Source organism: Pseudosulfitobacter sp. SM2401 (genome assembly GCF_042932805.1).
Classification (GTDB): domain Bacteria; phylum Pseudomonadota; class Alphaproteobacteria; order Rhodobacterales; family Rhodobacteraceae; genus Ascidiaceihabitans.
In genome coordinates, this window is sequence record NZ_CP170634.1 from 18,621 (window position 1) to 38,917 (window position 20,297).

At 56.0% G+C, this 20,297-nt stretch carries 19 protein-coding genes; 15 read left to right on the plus strand and 4 right to left on the minus strand.

Features of this window, described 5'->3' with window-relative positions; genetic code table 11:
- Window positions 1–2: 2 nt before the first annotated feature.
- From ACFIO0_RS20895 to ACFIO0_RS20930, 8 genes are all read left to right on the plus strand, one after another.
- A complete protein-coding gene (locus ACFIO0_RS20895) occupies window positions 3–950 on the plus strand; it encodes an ABC transporter permease subunit (RefSeq protein WP_390915427.1) in 948 nt (315 codons plus the stop codon).
- A complete protein-coding gene (locus tag ACFIO0_RS20900; RefSeq protein WP_390915428.1) occupies window positions 947–1,762 on the plus strand; it encodes an ABC transporter permease subunit in 816 nt (271 codons plus the stop codon). Before ACFIO0_RS20895 ends, ACFIO0_RS20900 begins: the two co-directional genes overlap by 4 nt.
- Complete coding sequence (locus tag ACFIO0_RS20905) at window positions 1,759–3,372, plus strand: dipeptide ABC transporter ATP-binding protein (RefSeq protein ID WP_390915429.1); 1,614 nt, start codon at window positions 1,759–1,761, stop codon at window positions 3,370–3,372. Before ACFIO0_RS20900 ends, ACFIO0_RS20905 begins: the two co-directional genes overlap by 4 nt.
- A gap of 97 nt (window positions 3,373–3,469) precedes the next feature.
- Window positions 3,470–4,264: a hypothetical protein gene (locus tag ACFIO0_RS20910; RefSeq protein ID WP_390915430.1), complete on the plus strand. Its 795-nt coding sequence runs from the start codon at window positions 3,470–3,472 to the stop codon at window positions 4,262–4,264.
- Between the two features lie 18 nt (window positions 4,265–4,282).
- Window positions 4,283–4,633 (plus strand): cupin domain-containing protein, encoded by a 351-nt coding sequence (locus ACFIO0_RS20915; protein ID WP_390915431.1) that lies wholly within the window; start codon window positions 4,283–4,285, stop codon window positions 4,631–4,633.
- A gap of 4 nt (window positions 4,634–4,637) precedes the next feature.
- Window positions 4,638–5,639 carry a P1 family peptidase gene (locus ACFIO0_RS20920; protein WP_390915432.1) on the plus strand — a complete coding sequence of 334 codons (1,002 nt, stop codon included), beginning with the start codon at window positions 4,638–4,640 and terminating at the stop codon, window positions 5,637–5,639.
- Window positions 5,632–6,438, plus strand: coding sequence for an alpha/beta fold hydrolase (locus ACFIO0_RS20925; RefSeq protein WP_390915433.1), 807 nt, complete (start codon window positions 5,632–5,634; stop codon window positions 6,436–6,438). Before ACFIO0_RS20920 ends, ACFIO0_RS20925 begins: the two co-directional genes overlap by 8 nt.
- A complete protein-coding gene (locus tag ACFIO0_RS20930) occupies window positions 6,435–7,832 on the plus strand; it encodes a tetratricopeptide repeat protein (RefSeq protein WP_390915434.1) in 1,398 nt (465 codons plus the stop codon). The genes ACFIO0_RS20925 and ACFIO0_RS20930 overlap by 4 nt, the downstream gene beginning before the upstream one ends.
- 44 nt (window positions 7,833–7,876) lie before the next feature.
- Here the strand turns inward: ACFIO0_RS20930 and ACFIO0_RS20935 are convergent, their stop codons facing one another.
- Together ACFIO0_RS20935 and ACFIO0_RS20940 are read right to left on the minus strand one after the other, a co-directional pair.
- Window positions 7,877–8,935: a ParB N-terminal domain-containing protein gene (locus ACFIO0_RS20935; protein ID WP_390915435.1), complete on the minus strand. Its 1,059-nt coding sequence runs from the start codon at window positions 8,933–8,935 to the stop codon at window positions 7,877–7,879.
- On the minus strand, window positions 8,932–10,236 hold the full coding sequence (locus ACFIO0_RS20940) for an AAA family ATPase (protein ID WP_390915436.1): 1,305 nt from the start codon (window positions 10,234–10,236) through the stop codon (window positions 8,932–8,934). The genes ACFIO0_RS20935 and ACFIO0_RS20940 overlap by 4 nt, the downstream gene beginning before the upstream one ends.
- A 508-nt stretch (window positions 10,237–10,744) precedes the next feature.
- Between ACFIO0_RS20940 and ACFIO0_RS20945 the strand changes: the two genes are divergently transcribed.
- Window positions 10,745–11,431: a hypothetical protein gene (locus tag ACFIO0_RS20945; RefSeq protein WP_390915386.1), complete on the plus strand. Its 687-nt coding sequence runs from the start codon at window positions 10,745–10,747 to the stop codon at window positions 11,429–11,431.
- 62 nt (window positions 11,432–11,493) lie between these two features.
- Here the strand turns inward: ACFIO0_RS20945 and ACFIO0_RS20950 are convergent, their stop codons facing one another.
- The gene (locus ACFIO0_RS20950; RefSeq protein ID WP_390915387.1) at window positions 11,494–11,955 is read right to left on the minus strand and encodes a c-type cytochrome; all 462 of its coding nucleotides are present in this window, start codon (window positions 11,953–11,955) and stop codon (window positions 11,494–11,496) included.
- Between the two features lie 175 nt (window positions 11,956–12,130).
- On the opposite strand from ACFIO0_RS20950, the gene glpD reads away from it, so the two are divergent.
- Entirely contained in the window at window positions 12,131–13,675 is a 1,545-nt protein-coding gene (gene glpD, locus ACFIO0_RS20955) for a glycerol-3-phosphate dehydrogenase (RefSeq protein ID WP_390915388.1), read from the plus strand.
- Window positions 13,672–15,150, plus strand: coding sequence for a glycerol kinase GlpK (glpK, locus tag ACFIO0_RS20960; protein WP_390915389.1), 1,479 nt, complete (start codon window positions 13,672–13,674; stop codon window positions 15,148–15,150). Before glpD ends, glpK begins: the two co-directional genes overlap by 4 nt.
- On the opposite strand, the gene ACFIO0_RS20965 is transcribed toward glpK, so the two are convergent.
- The gene (locus ACFIO0_RS20965; protein WP_390915390.1) at window positions 15,147–15,833 is read right to left on the minus strand and encodes a fumarylacetoacetate hydrolase family protein; all 687 of its coding nucleotides are present in this window, start codon (window positions 15,831–15,833) and stop codon (window positions 15,147–15,149) included. The two genes, glpK and ACFIO0_RS20965, sit on opposite strands and share 4 nt — an antisense overlap.
- Window positions 15,834–15,961: 128 nt before the next feature.
- Between ACFIO0_RS20965 and ACFIO0_RS20970 the strand changes: the two genes are divergently transcribed.
- From ACFIO0_RS20970 to ACFIO0_RS20985, 4 genes are all read left to right on the plus strand, one after another.
- Window positions 15,962–16,849 carry a CheR family methyltransferase gene (locus tag ACFIO0_RS20970; protein ID WP_390915391.1) on the plus strand — a complete coding sequence of 296 codons (888 nt, stop codon included), beginning with the start codon at window positions 15,962–15,964 and terminating at the stop codon, window positions 16,847–16,849.
- A 178-nt stretch (window positions 16,850–17,027) separates the two neighbouring features.
- Window positions 17,028–17,447, plus strand: a complete 420-nt coding sequence (locus tag ACFIO0_RS20975) for a chemotaxis protein CheD (RefSeq protein ID WP_390915392.1) — start codon at window positions 17,028–17,030, stop codon at window positions 17,445–17,447.
- A 102-nt stretch (window positions 17,448–17,549) separates the two neighbouring features.
- Window positions 17,550–18,914 carry a hypothetical protein gene (locus ACFIO0_RS20980; protein ID WP_390915393.1) on the plus strand — a complete coding sequence of 455 codons (1,365 nt, stop codon included), beginning with the start codon at window positions 17,550–17,552 and terminating at the stop codon, window positions 18,912–18,914.
- 68 nt (window positions 18,915–18,982) lie between these two features.
- Entirely contained in the window at window positions 18,983–20,293 is a 1,311-nt protein-coding gene (locus ACFIO0_RS20985) for an ABC transporter substrate-binding protein (RefSeq protein WP_390915394.1), read from the plus strand.
- Window positions 20,294–20,297 lie beyond the last annotated feature (4 nt).

Below are 20,297 nucleotides of genomic sequence, written 5' to 3' on the forward strand. Positions count from 1 at the left end.
GAATGCTGCGCTATACGCTCAAACGTTTGTTGTCGCTGTGCATCAGCCTAGGAGTCGCGTCCTTGCTGATCTTTTTCGTGATCGAAATCGCGCCGGGTGACCCTGCGTCCTTCATGTTGGGGCTCAACGCGCAGCCCGACACAATTGCTGCTTTGCGCACTGAACTGGGCCTCGATGTACCGAAATGGCAGCGCTATGTTGCGTGGGTTTCGGGCATGCTGACGGGGGATTTCGGGACCTCGTACACCTATCGTACACCCGTCGCACAGATGATTTCGGACCGGATGTGGGTGTCGCTGCCGCTGGCATTGTACGCCCTGGCTTTGTCGACGCTGATCGCTTTTCCGGCGGGCATGTACGCGGCTGCGCGGCGTGGGCGAACCGGTGATGTCGCGGTCATGGGTGCCACACAATTGGGCGTTGCCGTGCCGAATTTCTGGTTCGCGATGATGCTGGTGTTGATCTTTGCGATCAACCTGCGCTGGTTTTCTGCGGGTGGTTTTGCCGGTTGGGACAAAGGCTTCGGCGCCGTCATGTGGTCCTTGACTTTGCCCGCCATTTCGCTCGCTCTCCCCCAAGCAGCGATCCTTGCGCGCGTCATGCGATCCGCGTTGTTGGACGTGATGAACGAAGACTTCATGCGCACCGCGCGCGCCAAAGGTTTGACCTCGGCCCAGACGTTATGGCGGCACGGGTTGCGCAACGCGTTGATCCCGGTTTTGACCATCATTGGATTGCAGTTTTCGTTCCTGTTAGCTGGCGGAATTATCATCGAACAAGTGTTCTATCTGCCCGGCCTCGGGCGTCTCGTTTTTCAGTCCATAAGCGCGCGCGATTTGATCGTCGTAGAAAGCGTCGTGATGCTGTTGGTGTTCTGCGTCATCGTCGTCAATTTCGCAGTCGATTTAGCCTATGCGATTGTCGACCCAAGGCTAAGGACGCGCTCATGAACCGCAATTTGATCATCGGGCTGACCCTGTCGGCGCTGACCGTAATTGCGGCGCTCGTGTCGTTCGTGTGGACACCGTTTGATCATGCGTCCTTAAACATTCCAGACAAATTGCAAACGCCAAACGGCATCCACTGGTTCGGCACAGACCACTTTGGACGCGATATTTTCAGCATGATTATGGTCGGCGCGCGCACCTCGATTGCGGTTGCTTTTGTCGCGGTGGGCATCGGCATGGGGCTGGGTATTCCGCTGGGCCTGTGGGCAGCCGCGCGCAAAGGATCGTTCATCGACGAGCTGATCATGCGCGCCAATGACCTGATCTTTGCCTTTCCGTCGCTGGTGATTGCCATCCTGATTACCGCGATCTTTGGGGCCGGTGCGGTTAATGCGATCATCGCCATTGGCATCTTTAACATCCCCGTGTTTGCCCGCGTTGTGCGCGGGGCTGCCATGCCGATCTGGGAACGCGAATTCATCCTTGCCGCCCGTGTCGCTGGCAAGAACGCGGCGCGCATTTCGGTTGAACACATTTTGCCTAACGTGATGAACCTGCTGATTGTTCAGGCCACGATCCAATTCTCGCTTGGTATTCTTGCAGAAGCTGCACTTAGCTATGTCGGCCTGGGCGCCCAACCACCAACACCCAGTTGGGGACGCATGCTGGCAGACGCACAAACCTTGGTCAGCATCGCACCACACATGGCCCTGATCCCCGGCTTTGCGATTATCCTAACCGTCATGGGCCTGAACCTGATGGGCGACGGGCTGCGCGACTACCTTAATCCGCGCCTACGAGTGGCCAGAACATGAGCCTGCTCAGCATTCAAAACCTGTCTCTATCGATCACGGGCACTCCGATTTTGCAGGATGTTTCGCTGGACATTGCAGCCGGAGAAATCGTCGCTGTGACTGGCGAAAGCGGATCAGGGAAATCGCTAACTGCGCTGGCCTGTCTCGGATTGCTGCCCAAAGGCTCTGAAATGTCCGGACGCATTTTACTGGATGGCCAAGACTTGGTCGCCCTACCGGAGCGCGATCTTTGCGCCATGCGCGGCAACGACATCGGCATGGTGTTCCAAGAACCGATGACCGCCCTGAACCCCGTGCAAACCATCGGCGCGCAGGTGGCTGAAACAATCCTGATACACACGAAAACCTCCAAATCAGACGCCTACGCCCGCGCAGCTGACGTGCTTTCGCGCGTCGGCCTGCCACCGGACCGGTTCCCGCTGACCCGTTATCCGCACGAGCTGTCAGGCGGGCAACGTCAGCGTGTTGTCATCGCGATGGCCATCGCCCTGCGTCCTAAACTGCTGATCGCGGACGAACCGACCACCGCGCTGGATGTCACCACGCAGGCGCAGATCCTTGATCTGCTCCGCGACCTTGCGCGCGACTACGACATGGGTTTGCTGATGATCACGCACGATCTTGCAGTTGTGTCAGACATGGCCGACAAAATCGTCGTAATGCGGCTGGGAAAAGTCGTCGAACACGGGCCCACCAAACACCTGCTTGCCAACATGCAACACCCCTACACCCGCATGTTGTTCGCAGCCTCGGGGCACGAAGTCGACTTGCACGACATGCCCGCATCAGACACCCTGTTGCACGTAGGTGACGTGGTGCGTGACTACAAAATGCCCCGACGCAATTTGTTTGCTGCGCCCGACTATTTTCGCGCGCTCAAAGGTGTCAGTTTTGACATCAAGCGCGGCGAACGGGTTGGTCTGGTTGGCGAAAGCGGGTGCGGGAAGTCGACCCTGACCCGCGCGATTTTGGGGCTTGAGCCAGTGCAATCCGGTGAAATCCAGCTTGACGGTGATCCGGTGTTTGCTGGGCAAAAACCGAACCTCGCCGTGCGCCGCAAAATGCAGGTCGTGTTTCAGGACCCCTTCGGCAGTTTCAACCCGCGCCACAAGGTCGCGCGCCTCATCACCGAACCGTTCCATCTGCTCGAAACGCCACCAACCGGCGCTGCCCGCGATCAGCTGATCGGTGAGACACTGACGGCGGTAGGCCTGTCGCCAGATGATGCGACCAAATACATTCACCAGTTTTCAGGTGGCCAACGGCAGCGCATTGCGATTGCGCGCGCCTTGATTATCCAGCCTGACCTCATTGTGTTCGACGAGGCCGTCAGCGCCTTGGATGTCTCGGTGCGCGCCCAAATCCTTGATCTGTTGGTCGATCTCAGCGCGAAATACAGCCTGACCTATTTGTTCATCAGCCACGATCTCAGCGTCGTCAAAACCGTGACAGACCGCGTTTTGGTGATGAAAGCAGGCGAAATCGTAGAACAAGGCGACACCAAACAGGTGTTCGACGCCCCAAAACACCCCTACACCCAAGAACTGATCAAAGCGGCCCCTGTTCTGCCCGATCTTGCCCATTTGGATAGCGTTGACGCCAGCGCATAGACGAATTGTGATGCATCAGCACCCGCACCGTATGGCACCTCGTGTACAGCCGTGCGAAGGTGCCGTGACTTTGCATCCAAACGAAAGATATTGCTCCTTGTTTATCGCCCGACAATTGCTTCGCTTGGTGTGTGCCGCAGCGCTGGCCGCAACTATGATCCTGCCCTTGAATGCCCAAGAGGTGCGCAAATCCGATGTGGTCCGCGTTCTGGAAGGTTTGCATGAATTGCCCGGCATCGCGCTGGGGTATCGCCAGTCCGGTTTCGACGAAGAACGCACAGCGATCATGCTGGAACACACCCGCAAGGTCATGGCCAACAAAGGCGTGTCCAGCTTTGTTGCGGATCAACTGATCGCCGCGCGTCAGGGCCAGCCGACCACCAACCAACTGGGCGGCGTGATACAGCCTTTGGTCGATCGCGGCCTGCCGTTTCTGCCGCTCAAAGAGCAGGTGTATTTTCTCAAGGTCGAAACCACCGTCGTGCGCGCGCTGACCAAATCGAACTGCGGGCGCGTGATGAAGGAAACCATCAACCCCGAAACCTTTAGCCGCGATAATCATCGCGTGGTATCAAGGCTTAACACCCCTGCCCTGCGTGAATATTTGCGTATTTTGCGCAAAGCCGCGATCACTGGCGTGTCGCGCAAAGCACCCCCGAAGATTTCAAATGCCACCCGTCAAAAAGTGTCTGATCTGTACTTTAGCGACGTGATCGAGCGCGCGCAGGCGGAAAACCTGATGCGCCAGTTGGAAAAATCAGCTGAAAGCATGCGCTTGCTTAGTAACAACGACGCCTGCCGTTTGGGTCTGTTGTTTGTGGACACAGCAATCGCATATGATGGCCCTGACAAACGGACATTGATCCAGCTGTTTTTGTTGGGATTTGAATAACCTCGAAAGGGACGCGTTATGACACCGGTTAATCTGGCGCAAAAGCTTGCTCAGTTCAGCACCCATTGGGATCCGCATGTGATCGCTGACTACAATGGCAACGACGTGATGGTGGTCAAATTCCAGGGCGAATTCCCCTATCACGTACACCCTGACACCGATGATTTCTTTTTGGTGCTTGAGGGCGAAATGGCCATGGATCTTGAGGGCGCATCGCACACCGTCAAAGCTGGTGAATTGTTCATCGTTCCCAAAGGCGTCACGCACCGCCCACGCGCTGAACACGAATGCAAAGTGCTGCTGATCGAGCCAAAAGGCGAGCCTAACACAGGCGATCCTGCCACCGCAGCCGCCAAGCCACGTATTTAGCGCCATGGTTCCTGGCCCCAAAAACCTGATTACGGATGTTGCTGGCCTTAGGGTCGGCAACGCCCAGGACGACACTCTGAAATCAGGGGCCACGGTCCTGATCGGGAATGCGGCTTTGGTCACGTCGGTGCACGTCATGGGCGGCGCACCGGGGACGCGTGAAACGGATCTGCTCGCCCCCGACAAATCCGTAACCGCTGTCGATGCCTTGGTCCTGTCAGGCGGCAGCGCCTACGGGCTAGATGCATGTTCTGGCGTCGTGGACGGGCTGCGTGCAGACGGGCGCGGATACAAAGTCGGGCAAGCCAGCATCCCGTTGGTGCCCGGCGCAATCCTGTTCGATCTGCTGAATGGCGGCGACAAGGATTGGGCAGAAAACCCTTACCGCGCACTGGGACTTGCCGCCTACGCCGATGCCTCTGACACCTTCGACATCGGCACAATCGGTGCAGGCACCGGCGCGTTGACTGGTATGCTCAAAGGCGGGCTTGGGTCGGCTTCGCTGGTGCTGCCGAACGGATCGACCGTCGGCGCCCTTGTTGCTGTCAATCCGATTGGCAGCGTGACCACGCCCAGCGATTCCCATTTTTGGGCCGCGCCCTTTGAAATTGACGGTGAATTCGGTGGCAAAGGGCCTGATCCTGCCTCTGGTTTAGGTCGTGATCTGAACAGCCGTAAAATCACCGCCATGTTTGAGCGCGCAAACACCACAATTGCCATTGTCGCCACGGATTTGGCTTTGGACAAGGCAGGCTGCCAACGCATGGCAACGGCCGCACACGACGGCATCGGACGCGCGATTGTGCCAGCGCACATGCCCGGCGACGGTGATCTGGTCTTTGGCGTATCAACCGGCGCGCAGGCGATCCAAAACCCGGCTCAAGACGCGATGCTGGCGGGTCACGCCGCTGCCCTGTGTCTGTCCCGTGCAATTGCCCGCGCCGTCTATTCCGCCACCCCTGCCCCGAACGATTTGCTGCCGTGTTGGAGCACGCTCAATGCCTAAGCTGGATCGCGGTGACGTCAGTCTGCACTACGAGGTCAGCGGGACAGGTCCGCCGCTGCTGATGCTGGCAGGGATGCTAAGCGATAGCGCCAGTTGGGCACCGCTTTTGCCCATGTTAGAGCCGTATTTTACGCTGATCCGGCCAGACAATCGCACCACTGGGCGCACGACGCCTTGGAACGCGCCGGCTGCATTAGACCTTGTCGCCGATGACGCGCGCGCCTTGCTAGATCACTTGGAAATCCCCCACGCACATGTTCTTGGGCATTCAATGGGCGGATTGATTGGCCTGCTTTTGGCGCAGAACCACCCTGCCCGCATCGCGAGCCTAACCACAGCCGCCACCGCGCCGATGCGAATGTCGCGCAACGTGGCCTTGTTCCAAACGCTCGTGGCGATCAGGCGCAGCAATGCACCGGCTGACACGTGGTTGCGCGCGTTGTTTCCGTGGCTCTTTGCGACCAGTCTGTTTGACACGCCAGAAGCGATCGATGAGGCCACAAAAGCCTCGCTTGAGTATCCTTTTGCGCAATCAACCGACGCGATGGCCCACCAGATCGACGCGCTGGCCACATTTGACCCCTCTGCCCTGTCACACCCGCCCGAAACGCCGGTGCAATGCCTTTTGGCAGGCTCTGATCTGCTGATCCCCCTGAAGGACGCCCAGACAGCCCTAGACGGTTACCCGCAGCACGTCATCGCGCACGCGGGTCATTCCATCCATTGGGATGCCCCAAAACAGGTTGCGGATCATCTGTTCGCTTTCACCCAATCCAACCCGATCAAAGGTGCCGCATGACACAGGATTTATACGGCCTGCCCGTAAGCCACGCAGACAAGGCCACGCTGCAAGCCATCGATGATTTCATTCACGGATTTATCGGATTTGAGCCAAAGGCCACCAACGTCATGGCCGCCGCCGCACAGGCACCTGAGTGCTGTCTTGCCAATGCCTATACCGCAATGTTGTGGATGATGCTTGAGGCCCCGATTGCGCCACAAAAAGCAGAACCATTTCTGGCGCTCGCAGAGGCAAAAATAGACACTGTTACGCCCCGGGAACGCATGTTTGTGCAGGCAATTCGCCTTTGGGCAAACGGGGACGTACCGGGATGCATCAAGCAGTGCGACGAGATTTTAACGGATCATCCGCGTGACATGGCGACGCTGAAGCTTGGACAGTACCACACGTTCAACATCGGTGATTTTCCCGCGATGTTGCGGCTTGCGCTCAAGTGTTTGCCTGCGGCTGACGACATCCCCTACGTACACGGCATGGTTGCATTTGGATATGAGGAATGCCACCTCTTGGATCACGCAGAAACGGCAGCGCGCTGTGCAATGTCGTTGCGCCACGACGAACCTTGGGCCCACCACGCCCTTGCGCATATTCTTTTGACTCGCGGCCAAGTCAACGAAGGCATCGCATTTCTAGAAAGCGTTGCGGACACATGGTCGAACCTCAATTCGTTCATGCACAGTCACAACTGGTGGCACCTTGCGTTGTTCTACATCAGCGCGGGCCGGCACGATGATGTGCGCGCTGCATACGACACCCACGTGTGGGGTTTGGCCAAGGATTATAGCCAAGACCAAGTTGGTGCCGCCTCGCTTCTGGCCCGCATGGATTTCGCGGGGATTGATGTTGGTGATCGCTGGAACGACGTCGCGGACCATATTGCAGAGCGGGGCGCGGATACCGTCAGCCCATTTCTGACGTTACAATATCTTTACGCCTTGGGACGGGCCCAGCGACCGGAATCCGAAGGTTTGCTTACCGCAATCGAAGACCGCGCGATGGATGAAACGCAACACGACTGGAAGGTCTGGCGTGATGTCACTGTTTGGGCAGCACACGGAATTGCAGCGCACGCAGCAGAAGACTGGGAAGACGCGATTAGGTTCTTGGGCAAATCGCTTCCCCGTCTGGCTGAATGTGGGGGCAGTCACGCGCAACGCGACCTATTTGAACAAATCCACCTTGATGCCTTGATCCAGTCCGGCCAATCCGCCCGCGCACAACAAGTTTTAGAAATGCGCCGAACTTATGATCCCGACGGCGTGCCCCTGAATTTGATGTTGGCCGAAGTGTACGATCAAGCTGGCCTGCCGTCTTTAGCAGCACCCGCCAAAACGCGCGCCGAACAAATGAGAGCAACCCATCGCACTGTCCCCGCGGGGACAGTTCACTAAAGGTCTGTAAAAGCAGGCTCTAAACGCCAAGTTAGAGACTGCTTTTACTTGCGCAACTGATCCAACAACGCACGAACTGCCGCTTCTAATTTGCGCGGGTCAACTGCGCCAAAGTTGCGATCCAACTGGATTTCGAACCGCCCATCAGTCGCCGTGCATTTGGCAACACCTTCGGGTTGGTTCAGCTTGAACGTCGTGCGCGCTGATCCTGTAACGGTCTTTGGCAACGTTGCCTTTGGCGCTTTTTTGACCAAGGCAGATGCAAGAATTTGCACCTCTTCCTCGGAAGTGCGCTCAGGGTGCGCCCGCAATACGGACGTGATCTGCCCCATCAACTTTGGATCACTCTCTAATGCTTTAACCAGCTTTAGACCCAATGCGCGCGGGATCGATTCTGCGTGTTTTAGATCCCCGCCCAGACTGTGCACAAGTACCGCGAAATGGCGAATGTAACTCCGCTTTTGACGACCGGCAGAGGCAAAGAGAATCTCAACCGCATCCCTAGCCGTCACACCATCGGTACGCTTGGCATAGGACAGCGCGAGCCCCGCCATCTCGGCAAATGAAATATCACGGCGCACAAGGTTTTCATCGACCATACGGCGATAAAGCTGATCCAACTGCACACCTTTGGCCTGCAACGCCGCAGGGATTTTTGCGTACCGGTCATCACCCGTCTCAGCCAACAATTCCTTGTAGGCAGACAGGCGACGAAAGCCTTGGATCAACTCATACCCCTGCCCTGTGTCCTCAACATGGATCGGGTTTGACAAACCGACCGCCACAATCGAGGCCTTCAATTCTTCTAGCTCGGGATCAACGCCAGCCGCGCGGTCACGCACCAATTTCGACGTGCGCACATGTTCCAATGATACACGCGCGACAATGGCACCATCCTTTTTCAGCGCCACGTATTCATGCGCAAGACGATCATTCTCGGCGCGAATCGCCGCCTCTGCTGTCTGGCGCTGTTCTAGCGCAGCAGCATTCTCCGAGATCGCCGAAGCCATTGGCCCACGCCGCGTCTCAGCCTCAGGTGTCCCCGCGGGGACATCCGTGTCATCCGTATCAAAATTGATGTCGAAAACGCGTCGCTTGCTCATGCCTCATCCTCCATCTGCTGCCATGCCGAAACCAGATTATCGCGAAATTCTTCGTATGCCCGATCAAACGATCCACGCGCCCGTCGCCAGGTTTCCCGTGTCATATCACGGTAATCGCTCTCGTAAATCGACGACAAAAACCGGCCTGATTGTTCAACCGCGCGGGTCATTTCAATGGGATGTTCCGTCAACCGGTCACCGAATACCTTGCCAAACGCAGCCTGCATTGCCTTGTGCAAATCGTTGTTCGGCTCGAACCGCGTCAGCATGAACCGCAGATCCAAAAACGCTTTGGGCAAGTTCATTGTCCCCGCGGGGACAAGCCCGTTAAAGCGGCTCAGATCCTCCAGCGCCTCTGCCAGCTGACCAATGAACGACGTGGTCGAATCGTATTCCCAATAGCCGGGACCCGACGGAATATAGAGCACATCCGCCGCGAACACCGCGTTCATCGATTGATAGCCAATCGCAGGCGGACAATCGAAAACGATCAGGTCATAAGCGTCCGCTGGCAGTTGATCCAGAAACCGCGACACAGCCGCAAAGAACGACCATTCGGGATTAAGGTGACGATATTGCGCCGACGCAAATTCAACAAAAGCAGCATTCGCACAGCTGGGGACAATGTCGATCGTTGGCCAGTTGGTTGGCTTGATGAAATCCGAGGCCCGCAGATCAGTCAAACCCATGTCCGTGATCGCAGCAGGTAGGCGGCGTTGGGGCAGGGCGGCACCGCTCTCGGCACCGCTGGCAGAGGAATTCATCCGGTCCGTTTCGACAGCAAGATCACGCGCCATGATGCCCCAAACCGTGTATTCTTCGGCGACGTCATTCAGGCCCATCGAATGGCTCAGCGTTGCTTGCGGATCAAAGTCGACACACAACACGCGATACCCATCAAGGGCCGCGGCATGGGCAAAATGCAGCGCGACGGTCGACTTGCCGGCCCCCCCCTTAAAGTTGGCAATCGCAGCGCGGATCGCGCGTTTTCCAGCCGGGCGTTCTGGCATCAAGGACTTGCGGTTCACCTTAAGGCGACGGCGCAATTCGTTGATCTCTTCCAGAGTGTACCAGCGCTGGCGCCCGTCTTCTTCGACAATGCCTTGGGGAAGCGACGGATCGGCCGCCAACCGTCCGCGCAACGTCGACTGGTTTACTTTGAAAATCAGTTCCGCAACTTCCCAACTGCTGAACCTGCGCAGTGTTTTTTCGCTCTCGGGCGAGAATGTTTGCTGGCGAATGAACCCCTGCATTTTGAGGGATTGGGATTGAAGCCTTGCCAGATCTTGATGAGTAAACATGTGGTGCCTGCTGTTCTTTTGTCCCCGCGGGGACGCTAATTGTGCCTTTTCTCTGATTTACGCTGATTAGGAGAAAAATGCAAAAGCGAATATGTTGAGGCCGAGAAGTAACGCGCGCAGGGAATCAACAAACCTGTATGTGAGGTAACATAAGTTGATCTGCGGAGTTCCGATTCGGCAAGGCCACTGAATTTTCCAGTGCAGCGCACTTGATATAGGGTGACAAGCTACAGCACGCCACTGCCTATTGGGGGACAATATGATCTCAATGGGGGACAGACAGAACGTCCCCCTATACCATTATTACCTATATTTCTTTTAGATTTGGGTTTTAGAGCTCTCTCAATAAAAGTGATCTCTTGACAGAATCGGACAAACGGACGCAAATCAGAGCCAAGAGATGAAAAGCGGCTAGAAACGCTCAATTGACATGATAAGTCACATCCAGAGGCACCCTAGGTCATCGACAGTTTTGGCCAGCGGACAACATCACGAAACGAGGGCAGCTATGCTATCCACGAAACCTGTTGGTCGTGGGGCACAGGCGCAGAAATACGATTTGTTAACCGCGCTTGGCACATTCGCCCTAGCGCAAGGTAAACATGAACAGCGCCGCGTTCTACGACTTATGACTTTGATCACTGCGCGCTACAATTGGGCGCGTGATGAACTGTCTGTGGGCCAACGCGAAATTGCGCGAATGTGGTCAGTCGACGAACGAACGGTAAAGCGCGAGATGGCGCATTTGCGGGCGAAAGGTTGGCTTGTTGTCCGCCGTCAAGGCGCGCGGGGTCGCGTGACGCAATACAGCATGGATTTGGCCAAAATGCTTGCGGATACATCAGCGCACTGGGGGGCTGTTGGTCCCGACTTTGAATTGCGGATGTCCGAGAAGGATGCGCCAGCGGAAACCACCGTTGTGCCGTTGCCAGTGCGCGGCACGGTGACTGCGCCGGACCTGAGCAGTGGCACGGAATGGGCGCTGGCCCAAGGGGTGCTGCATGCGCAAGACGCAGGTCTTTATGCGTCGTGGATCAGTGCTTTGGTCCGTGAAGACAGGGCAGGGGGGCGGATCACATTGCGCGCGCCGTCACGGTTTCATGCAGCCTACGTGCAAAGCCACCTTGAGGCGCGTCTGCTGCGCACCTGTCAAGAAATCGACGCGACCGTCAGCGAACTTAGAATCTCTTTCTGAAACGCAAAAGCCAGCGAGGGTACAAATCCCGCTGGCTTTAAAATTAGGTTCGACTTTTAAAATTAGCCGTCTGTGCTGGCCGCGGCGTCGTCTTCAGCGGGTGCCGGACCAACGCTTGCCAGATAGGCTGCAACGTCTTCGCCACCTTTTTTCAGGCGGAAAGACATTTTGGATTTGGCTTTTTTGCTGTCCAAGAATGTTTGCAGGAATTTCTTAGGATCAACCACGTATTCGGCGATCAACGCTTCGTCCCAAACCAAACCAGCTTCGCCTGCGGCGATGATATCCTTGCCGTATTTGAACCCTTCGGTAGAACCCGCCGTGCGCCCGATGATCGCATACAAGTTCGGGCCTGATTTGCCGCCCTTCGCAATCACTTCGTCCGTGTCGGAAACGATCATGTGACAGGATTTGCATTTGCCAAAGACTTTTTCACCCGCTTCGGCATCCCCGGTCGAATGACCATCTGCAAAAGCAGGGGCTGCAAAACCAAGTGCGGTAAGAGTTAAAATAGTGCGGATCATTGACCGTCTCCCTAAATGTTCAAATCATAACGTATTCCGATTAAAAAGAAATCAACACTCAATTTCTTGCGAGCACGACTTTCGAGGCAAAGTTGGGTGACATTTGGTGTATTTTTGCTGATCCCCTTGCACCCGCCGCGGTGCCCTGATTGACTAAGCCGGTAGCAATTAAAGCATGGGTAGTATGACTGAAACGCCGTTGGATCTGTTTATCATTGGCGGCGGCATCAACGGGTGCGGGATCGCGCGGGATGCCGCTGGTCGTGGCTTGTCCGTGGCTTTGGCAGAGCAGGGCGATCTGGGCGGCGCGACGTCTTCGGCGTCAACCAAACTGTTTCACGGCGGTTTGCGCTATCTGGAGTTTTTTGAATTCGGGCTGGTAAAATCTGCGCTGACCGAACGCGAAGTGTTGTTGAACGCCATGCCGCATATTTCCTGGCCCATGCGATTTGTGCTGCCCTACAGCGCGGACATGCGGTTCGAAAGTGACACGCCAACCTCGCGTCTGTTGTCTTGGGTGATGCCTTGGATGAAAGGACGCCGCCCTGCGTGGCTGATCCGTTTGGGGTTGTTCTTGTACGACCATTTGGGCGGGCGCAAAATTCTGCCCGCAACCACGACCTTGGATTTGCGCAGCGCCCCCGAGGGCAAACCGCTGCAAAAGCGCTTTGAAAAAGCCTATGAATATTCCGACTGCTGGGTCGAGGATTCCCGCCTTGTGATGCTGAATGCGCGTGACGCTGAACAGCGCGGCGCACAGATTTTGACCCGCTGTCGGGTGACGTCCGCGCGCCGTGTTGGCCAGCTTTGGGAGATCGAGACCGAAGCCGGTTTGTTTCGCGCGCGAAACATTGTGAACGCAGGCGGGCCGTGGGTTGCTGACATTCTAAGCGGTGTCCTGCATCAAAACAGCCCCGCCGGCGTGCGCCTTGTGCGTGGCAGCCATATCGTGACCGAACGCTTGTACGATCACGACAAGTGCTATTTCTTTCAAGGCACTGACGGGCGGATCATTTTTGCCATTCCTTACGAACAGGACTTTACGTTAATCGGCACCACCGATGCGGACCACGATGACCCTCACCAAAGCCCTGAAATCACCGATCAGGAACGCGATTATCTGTGCCGGTTCGCCTCTGAATATTTCGCCAAACCCGTGACGCCGCAGGATGTGGTGTGGACCTACTCGGGGGTGCGGCCGCTGTATGATGATGGCGCCGCATCTGCCACGGCCGCCACGCGGGACTACGTTTTGGATTTAGACACCAACGGGGCGCCTTTGCTCAGCGTTTTTGGCGGAAAAATCACGACCTATCGCAAACTTGCACAGCAGGCTTTGGCCAAGCTTGATCTGGGCGAAGACTGGACCGCTGGCGTGCCTTTGCCCGGCGGCGATTTCCCTGTCGACGGGGTTGCGGATCTGAGTGCGGGATTGCAACGCGACTATCCGTTTGTGAGCGAAAAATGGGCGGCGCGTTTGGTGCGCGCCTACGGAACCGAAGCGCGTGACATTCTGGGCGAGGCCAAAGCGGCGACCGATCTGGGCATCGATTTCGGCGCGACGCTTACGGGCGCAGAATTGCGTTGGATGATCGAACGTGAATACGTGCACACCGCTGAAGACGCGGTGTGGCGGCGCACAAAATTGGGCCTGCGCCTGACCAAAGACCAGATCGCGACCATTGATAAATGGATCAAAGACCAAGGGGCAACGCCATGAGTTTCATTCTCGCAATCGACCAAGGCACGACCTCGTCCCGCGCGATTGTCTTTGATGAAAACATGCAGCCCGTGGCCAGTGGGCAGCAGGAATTTACCCAGTATTTCCCGCAATCCGGTTGGGTCGAACATGACCTCGAGGAAATCTGGCAGTCGGTTCTGACGACCTGCCGTGACGCCTTGGCCAACGCGGGGATCGCTGCGGCAGATCTGGCGGGCATCGGCATCACCAACCAGCGCGAAACAACCGCGATCTGGGATGCTGAAACAGGCGCGCCCTTGCACAACGCAATCGTGTGGCAAGACCGTCGCACCGCCCCGTTTTGCGAAGAGTTACGCACAGCTGGTCACGCCGATGAAATCAACGCAATTACCGGTTTGCTGGCTGATCCGTATTTCAGCGGCACCAAGGTGAAATGGTTGCTGGACCAACACGAGGGTGCCCGCGCGCAGGCCGCTGCGGGCAAGCTGTTGTTCGGGACCATCGACAGCTTTTTGATTTGGCGCCTGACGGGCAAGGCGGCCCACGTGACCGACGCGACCAACGCTGCGCGCACGATGCTGTATGACATTCGCAAAGGACAGTGGAGCACGCGGATGTGCGATCTGCTGGATGTGCCGATGCGGATGCTGCCAAAGGTCATGGATTGCGCTGCGGAATTTGGTGTGGTTCAGGCGGAACATTTTGGCGCAGAGGTACCGGTTTTGGGCGTCGCCGGTGATCAGCAAGCCGCCACAATCGGGCAGGCGTGTTTTGAACCCGGCATGTTAAAATCGACCTACGGCACGGGCTGTTTTGCGTTGCTGAACACCGGTGATGACGCGATTGCCTCGCAGAACAAATTGCTGACCACGGTGGCCTATCAATTTGACGGCAAGGCGACCTATGCGCTTGAGGGGTCGATCTTTGTTGCTGGTGCCGTAGTGCAGTGGTTGCGCGATGGGTTGGGCGTGATTGTGAACGCTGCCGACACGCAGACGTTGGCGGATCAGGGCAGGGGGGACGTGACCTTGGTCCCTGCGTTCACCGGGCTTGGTGCGCCGTACTGGAATGCCGACTGTCGCGGCGCTGCCTACGGATTGACGCGCGATACGACCCCTGCGGATTTGGCGCGCGCGGCATTGGAAAGCGTCGGGTTCCAGACCCGCGATTTGCTGGATGCGATGCGTGCTGATTGGCCGAACGCAGGCGACGCGGTGTTGCGGGTGGACGGGGGCCTAAGTGCGAATGATTGGGCGATGCAATTTCTGGCCGACATGCTGGGCGCGCCGGTTGATCGTCCTGCTGGCGTCGAGACAACGGCGCTTGGAGCGGCGTGGCTTGCTGGCATGAAGGCCGGGATTTATCCCGATGCGGACGGGTTTGCGGCAAAATGGGCGCGCGATCACCGGTTTGCGCCGCAGATGGATCGCGCTGCCAAAGACATGGCCTATGCGCGCTGGAAACGGGCTGTGGCCGCCACGCTGAGTGTCTAGGAAATCGTCACTTCTAGTGTGCCGATCCCGTCGACACCGCCGGTCATCACGTCGCCTTTGCCAACTGCTGCGACCCCTGCGGGCGTGCCTGTCATGATGATGTCGCCCGCGGCCAGCGCCACTGAGCGTGACAGATAAGCGACGTGTTCGTTCACCGACCAGATCAGGTCTGCGATGTCTGCATCCTGACGGATGTTCCCGTTTACAGCCAACCAGATGCGGCCTTGGGTCAGGCTAGGCACGTCAGCCAGCGGCATGATAGGCGCGATGGGGGCGGAGTTGTCGAAACCCTTGCTCATGTCCCACGGGCGGCGCGTGTCTTTGGCGATTTGCTGCATGTCGCGGCGTGTTAGATCAATGCCGACTGAAGCCCCCCAAATGTGGTTTGGCACGTCGTCTTCGGCGATGTCGTGGCCGCCTTTGCCGATGGCGATGATCAGCTCGATTTCGTGGTGCAGATCATTGGTTTGCACGGGGTAGGGGATCGCGCAGGGGGTGTCGATCGCCGCGTCGCTAGGTTTGGTGAAAAAGAACGGCGGTTCGCGGTCAGGATCATTGCCCATTTCGCGCGCGTGCGCCTCGTAATTGCGCCCCACGCAAAACACCCGCCGCACCGGAAATCGGTCGGTTGAATTGACAACGGCCAGACTGGCTTGGGGTGGGGGCGTGAAAACGTAGGTCATGGGCATCCTCGTGGGCGTATTGTGTTGTCCTTTCCTAACAAGGGTTGCGTGCAAGAACCAGTCGCAACCATTTCTTAAACCGGGCGCGGTAACAACAAACGGTCACGCGGCAAAGGAACTGAGCAAGCTTGTTAAATCGTGAAACACAAACACAACGTGGTGAGGTGCTGACCGAAATGTCAGGCCGTGACGCGTGGACGTTTTCACAAGCGGACTTTGAAAGCATTGCACAGATCGCGAAAACCTATTTCGGTTTGAACCTGTCGCGCTCAAAGATGGCATTGATCCAGTCGCGTTTGGGGCAGCGGATGAAGCAGTTGGGCATGTCCAGTTTTTCTGATTATCTCGTGCGGTTGCAAGGGCCACTGGCCAAGGATGAGCGTACGGAATTGCTGTCGGTTTTGACGACAAACGTCACACATTTCTTTCGCGAACAGCACCACTTTGATGCATTGCGAAACACCATTCTGCCGCCCTTGCTAAAGGCGGCGGCGGAAGGTCAGCGTGTTCGATTGTGGTCGGCAGGGTGTTCTACCGGTCCAGAAGCGTTTTCGCTGGCGATGACAATCCTGGATTTATGTCCTGCCGCAAAAACGTGGGATCTAAAGATTCTGGCAACCGACATTGACCCGATTGTCATTGAAACGGCTAAGGTTGCGCAGTTTCCGCAGGCCGAATTGGACGGTATCCCCCGCGAATTACAAACCAAATATGTGACTGAAACCGGACCTAGTGGCGTCGGTGAGATCAAAGGCAATGTTCGATCTATGATCACTTTTGGTGTCTTGAATTTGATAGACCCACTGCCGTTTCACGGGCCGTTTGATGTGGTTTTGTGCAGGAATGTTGCGATCTATTTTGACCGTGATACTCAAACGAAATTATGGCGCACATTCAGTGACGTTATGGCCCCCGGTGGCCATCTTTTTATTGGACACTCCGAGCATTTGACCGGCGCTGCAAAATCAGAATTTAGTAAGACCGGCTTCACGATGTATCAACGGAAAGGGGTGTAAGAATGAGGTTAAACAACGTCCACTGCCCCCTTGAAATGACATCATTGTCCAAGGTCATGAAATGAATATGAGCCTTCCCATCCAAAAACGAATCCCTGTTATCCAAGGGGATTGTTTGGTGACGGCTGATCCGAATGTTTTGTACACGACGGTTTTGGGGTCGTGTATTGCGGTGTGCATGTTTGATAGCGATGCAAAAGTTGGCGGGATGAACCATTTTCTTTTGCCGGGCTCAACGGACTTGAATTCCAAAGACATGCGATATGGCGTCAATTCAATGGAACTGTTGATCAACGGTGTTCTAAAGCTAGGAGCAGAGCGGTCAAATCTACAGTGTAAAATTTTTGGCGGTGGCGAAATGCGCAAATCCTTTACCAATATTGGCGTGAGCAATCAGAAATTCACAAGAGAATTCCTGAAGGCTGAGGGGTTTCCTTGTGTCGCGGAAAATCTGGGCGGAACCTTGGCACGCAAGCTGCAGTTTTCGCCGTGCGATGGCAAAGTGCGGCACATGCTTATCCCCGCAAGCGAGTCTCCGATTGAGCAAGTGGGTGCCAAAGGTTTGACCGGAAATGGCCCATCAATAGAGCTTTTCTAGGTTTCAAAGCGGGTTGTTGAACGCGATTTCTAATCTGCGTTTGGTATGTATACTGCTGATATGAAATCCAATCGAACGCGCTATCTCATTTTTTTATTGACTATGTTCTGCCTCTTGCCCGCCGCGCAGGCACAGGCGCATGCTTCAGAACAGGGATTTGTTTTACTGCTGCCAACAGGACTTTATATCGCGGGCGGCACACTTGCGGTTGTTGCCTCGATCTTGCTGGTGACCGTTCTTAGCAAACGTGCGCTGGCGATCATTTTTCGACCAGTAGAGTTGGGGCAAGGATGGCGATCTAACGCGCTGGTGACCCTTTGCAATCTTTTTGCCACAGCAAGTTTTGTCGCCCTAATTGGTATTGGCCTGTTCGGGCCAACTGATCCGCAAAGCAACCTGTTGCCATTGGTAATTTGGACGATGCTGTGGGTGGGTGTGTTTGTGACGCAAGGCATCTTCTTTGATGTTTGGCGCTGGATTAATCCGTGGTCTGGGCTGCACCGGTTGGCGATGGGGGCGTCCGAACCCATCTACAAACTGCCGGTAAAATTGGGCGTATGGCCGGCCGTTGTGTTGTTCATGATGTTTCAGGTCTTTGCGATCGCTGACATTGCCCCAAGCGATCCTAGGCGTCTTGCGAATGTTGCGGCGGGGTATTGGATTTTTACGTTCCTTGGAATGGTTATTTTTGGGCGTAAGCCGTGGCTGGCGCAGGTCGAATTTCTGAGCGTTCTGTTTAACTTGATCGGGCGGCTTCGTCCTGCGAATTTCGCCCGTACCCTTAGGCTGGGCACACCGGGGTGGAACGCGATCGAGCGGGGGCCGCTTAGCATAAGCCTCGCTGTTTTTTGCCTTCTGGTTCTGGGCACTGGCAGCTTTGATGGCTTGCATGAAACCTTCTGGTGGTTGGCAAAAATCGGCATCAATCCATTGGAATTTCCCGGCCGTTCAGCCGTGATTTGGACATCGTCTTTTGGCATGTTTGCGGCAAGTCTGGCGTTGATCAGCATCTTTGCGTTTGCGGTTTGGACTGGCGTGAAATGCGTCGGGAAATCACCGAAATCTACCTTTGCCAACGCCTTTACTGCGTTCGCGATCGCCATACTGCCGATTGCGCTTGGCTATCACTTTGCACATTTCTTGGTCAGTTTTCTGGTGCAAATTCAATACGCAGCGCTGGCGTTTTCGGATCCTTTTCAACAAGGATCGAACCTGTTTGGGTTGGGGCAAATCCAAATCACAACAGGGTTCTTGAAATCGCCCGCCAGCGTCAAAACGATTTGGCTAACACAAGCTGGGGCCGTTGTTTTTTCGCATATTCTGTCGGTTTTGATGGCGCACCATGTGGCGGGGACGCTCGTTGCAAATCGCAAAAACATTGTCCTTTTGCAGCTGGGCATTAGCGTGTTGATGGTCGCCTACACCGTCTTTGGTCTGTGGCTTTTGGCAACCGCGCGCGGTATGTAAAAGCTAAGAAAGTTCTAGACATTTCGTTTGTATACACACAAACTTGAGTCATGAATGCTGTAAAAATAATGCATGGGAGCAAAATTGTGTCCAACGGGAAAACGAATAAATCAACGATAAACCGCCGCTCGGCTTTGATCGGAATGGGGGCCAGTGTCGGCGCGATGGCCGCGTCTGGTAGTTTTGGTTTTGCCTCGGCGCAAAGCGTGGCACCCATCAAAATCGGTTTTCAAAAACACGCAACTGGGATCGGCGCCGCCTATGGTCGCTGGTACGACACAACCACCCGAGCCGCGACAAAGCGGATCAACGACATGGGCGGCATCAACGGGCGTCCTGTTGAATTGGTCATCGAAGATGACGGCACCGACCCCAAACGCGGCGCCGAAGTGGTCGAGAAATTCGCGACGCAGCACAATTGTGACGTCGCCTTTGGCACGCTGTTCAGCCATGTGGTTTTCGGATCTGCCCCGCGCGCAGGTGAATTGAAGCTACCGTATTTTGTAGTCTCCGAAGGGCACCACGTCGCCAGCGGAAAACTGAACCGCTACACGCTGCAACCCGGCATCACTGATGTGAAAAGTCAGGTGCAATCGATGGCGCCGTTTGTCGGTGACACCTTGGGCAAAAAGGTCACGATGATCTATCCGGATTTCGCGTTTGGCCACGATCACCGCGACTTCTTTTCTGACGCGATCGAGGCGCAAGGCGGCGAAGTTGTTGCCAAGATCGCGATCCCACCGACCGAGACAACGTTCACCCGCTATTTCCCGTCGATCCCACGTGAAACCGAAGTTGTGTATCACGTCATGGTTGGCCCTGCGGTTCTGACGTTTGTCAAAGAACTGGGCGAATTCTTTGGCCCAAGCCGACCTGAAATCTTTGGCTTTATCGACAGCTTGGAAGCGGTGGATATCAACAGCCCGGGTCTAGAATTCCTCGAAGGTACGTATTTCTGGGAAGGCAATCCGCGCCACGCCCAAGTCGATCAAACCAGCCATGACAAAGCGTTCCGCGCAGCCGTTGGTGTCGATGATCGCGGTGCGTCGCTCGCGGATAGCAAGGATGTGTCGACCTACGCACACATGTTTGGGTGCTGGGAAACGCTGAACATCATCAAGCGCGGGATGGAGGCGGCCGACTACCAAGGCCCGGCGGATCGTTCCAGATTGATCGAAGCGGTGGAGGCGATGACAGACATGCCCGCCTCGGATGATCATCCACAGGGTCCAAAACGCTTTAACGGCAAGACGCACCAAACCTTTGGTCAGCAGTACATCTCGCAAGTCAAAGACGGGAAACTTGTGTGCGTGCACACTGCGTCAATTGAAGACGGATTGTACGAAGACGAGGTGGATTACACCACGCAATCCTTCTGATTTC

Coding starts and splice junctions, on each gene's coding strand:
- ACFIO0_RS20895 (WP_390915427.1), top strand. CDS start 3: ATGCTGCGCTATACGCTCAAACGTTTGTTGTCGCTGTGCATCAGCCTA.
- ACFIO0_RS20900 (WP_390915428.1), top strand. CDS start 947: ATGAACCGCAATTTGATCATCGGGCTGACCCTGTCGGCGCTGACCGTA.
- ACFIO0_RS20905 (WP_390915429.1), top strand. CDS start 1,759: ATGAGCCTGCTCAGCATTCAAAACCTGTCTCTATCGATCACGGGCACT.
- ACFIO0_RS20915 (WP_390915431.1), top strand. CDS start 4,283: ATGACACCGGTTAATCTGGCGCAAAAGCTTGCTCAGTTCAGCACCCAT.
- ACFIO0_RS20920 (WP_390915432.1), top strand. CDS start 4,638: ATGGTTCCTGGCCCCAAAAACCTGATTACGGATGTTGCTGGCCTTAGG.
- ACFIO0_RS20925 (WP_390915433.1), top strand. CDS start 5,632: ATGCCTAAGCTGGATCGCGGTGACGTCAGTCTGCACTACGAGGTCAGC.
- ACFIO0_RS20930 (WP_390915434.1), top strand. CDS start 6,435: ATGACACAGGATTTATACGGCCTGCCCGTAAGCCACGCAGACAAGGCC.
- ACFIO0_RS20935 (WP_390915435.1), bottom strand. CDS start 8,935: ATGAGCAAGCGACGCGTTTTCGACATCAATTTTGATACGGATGACACG.
- ACFIO0_RS20940 (WP_390915436.1), bottom strand. CDS start 10,236: ATGTTTACTCATCAAGATCTGGCAAGGCTTCAATCCCAATCCCTCAAA.
- ACFIO0_RS20945 (WP_390915386.1), top strand. CDS start 10,745: ATGCTATCCACGAAACCTGTTGGTCGTGGGGCACAGGCGCAGAAATAC.
- ACFIO0_RS20950 (WP_390915387.1), bottom strand. CDS start 11,955: ATGATCCGCACTATTTTAACTCTTACCGCACTTGGTTTTGCAGCCCCT.
- glpD (WP_390915388.1), top strand. CDS start 12,131: ATGGGTAGTATGACTGAAACGCCGTTGGATCTGTTTATCATTGGCGGC.
- glpK (WP_390915389.1), top strand. CDS start 13,672: ATGAGTTTCATTCTCGCAATCGACCAAGGCACGACCTCGTCCCGCGCG.
- ACFIO0_RS20965 (WP_390915390.1), bottom strand. CDS start 15,833: ATGACCTACGTTTTCACGCCCCCACCCCAAGCCAGTCTGGCCGTTGTC.
- ACFIO0_RS20975 (WP_390915392.1), top strand. CDS start 17,028: ATGTTTGATAGCGATGCAAAAGTTGGCGGGATGAACCATTTTCTTTTG.
- ACFIO0_RS20980 (WP_390915393.1), top strand. CDS start 17,550: ATGTTCTGCCTCTTGCCCGCCGCGCAGGCACAGGCGCATGCTTCAGAA.
- ACFIO0_RS20985 (WP_390915394.1), top strand. CDS start 18,983: ATGCATGGGAGCAAAATTGTGTCCAACGGGAAAACGAATAAATCAACG.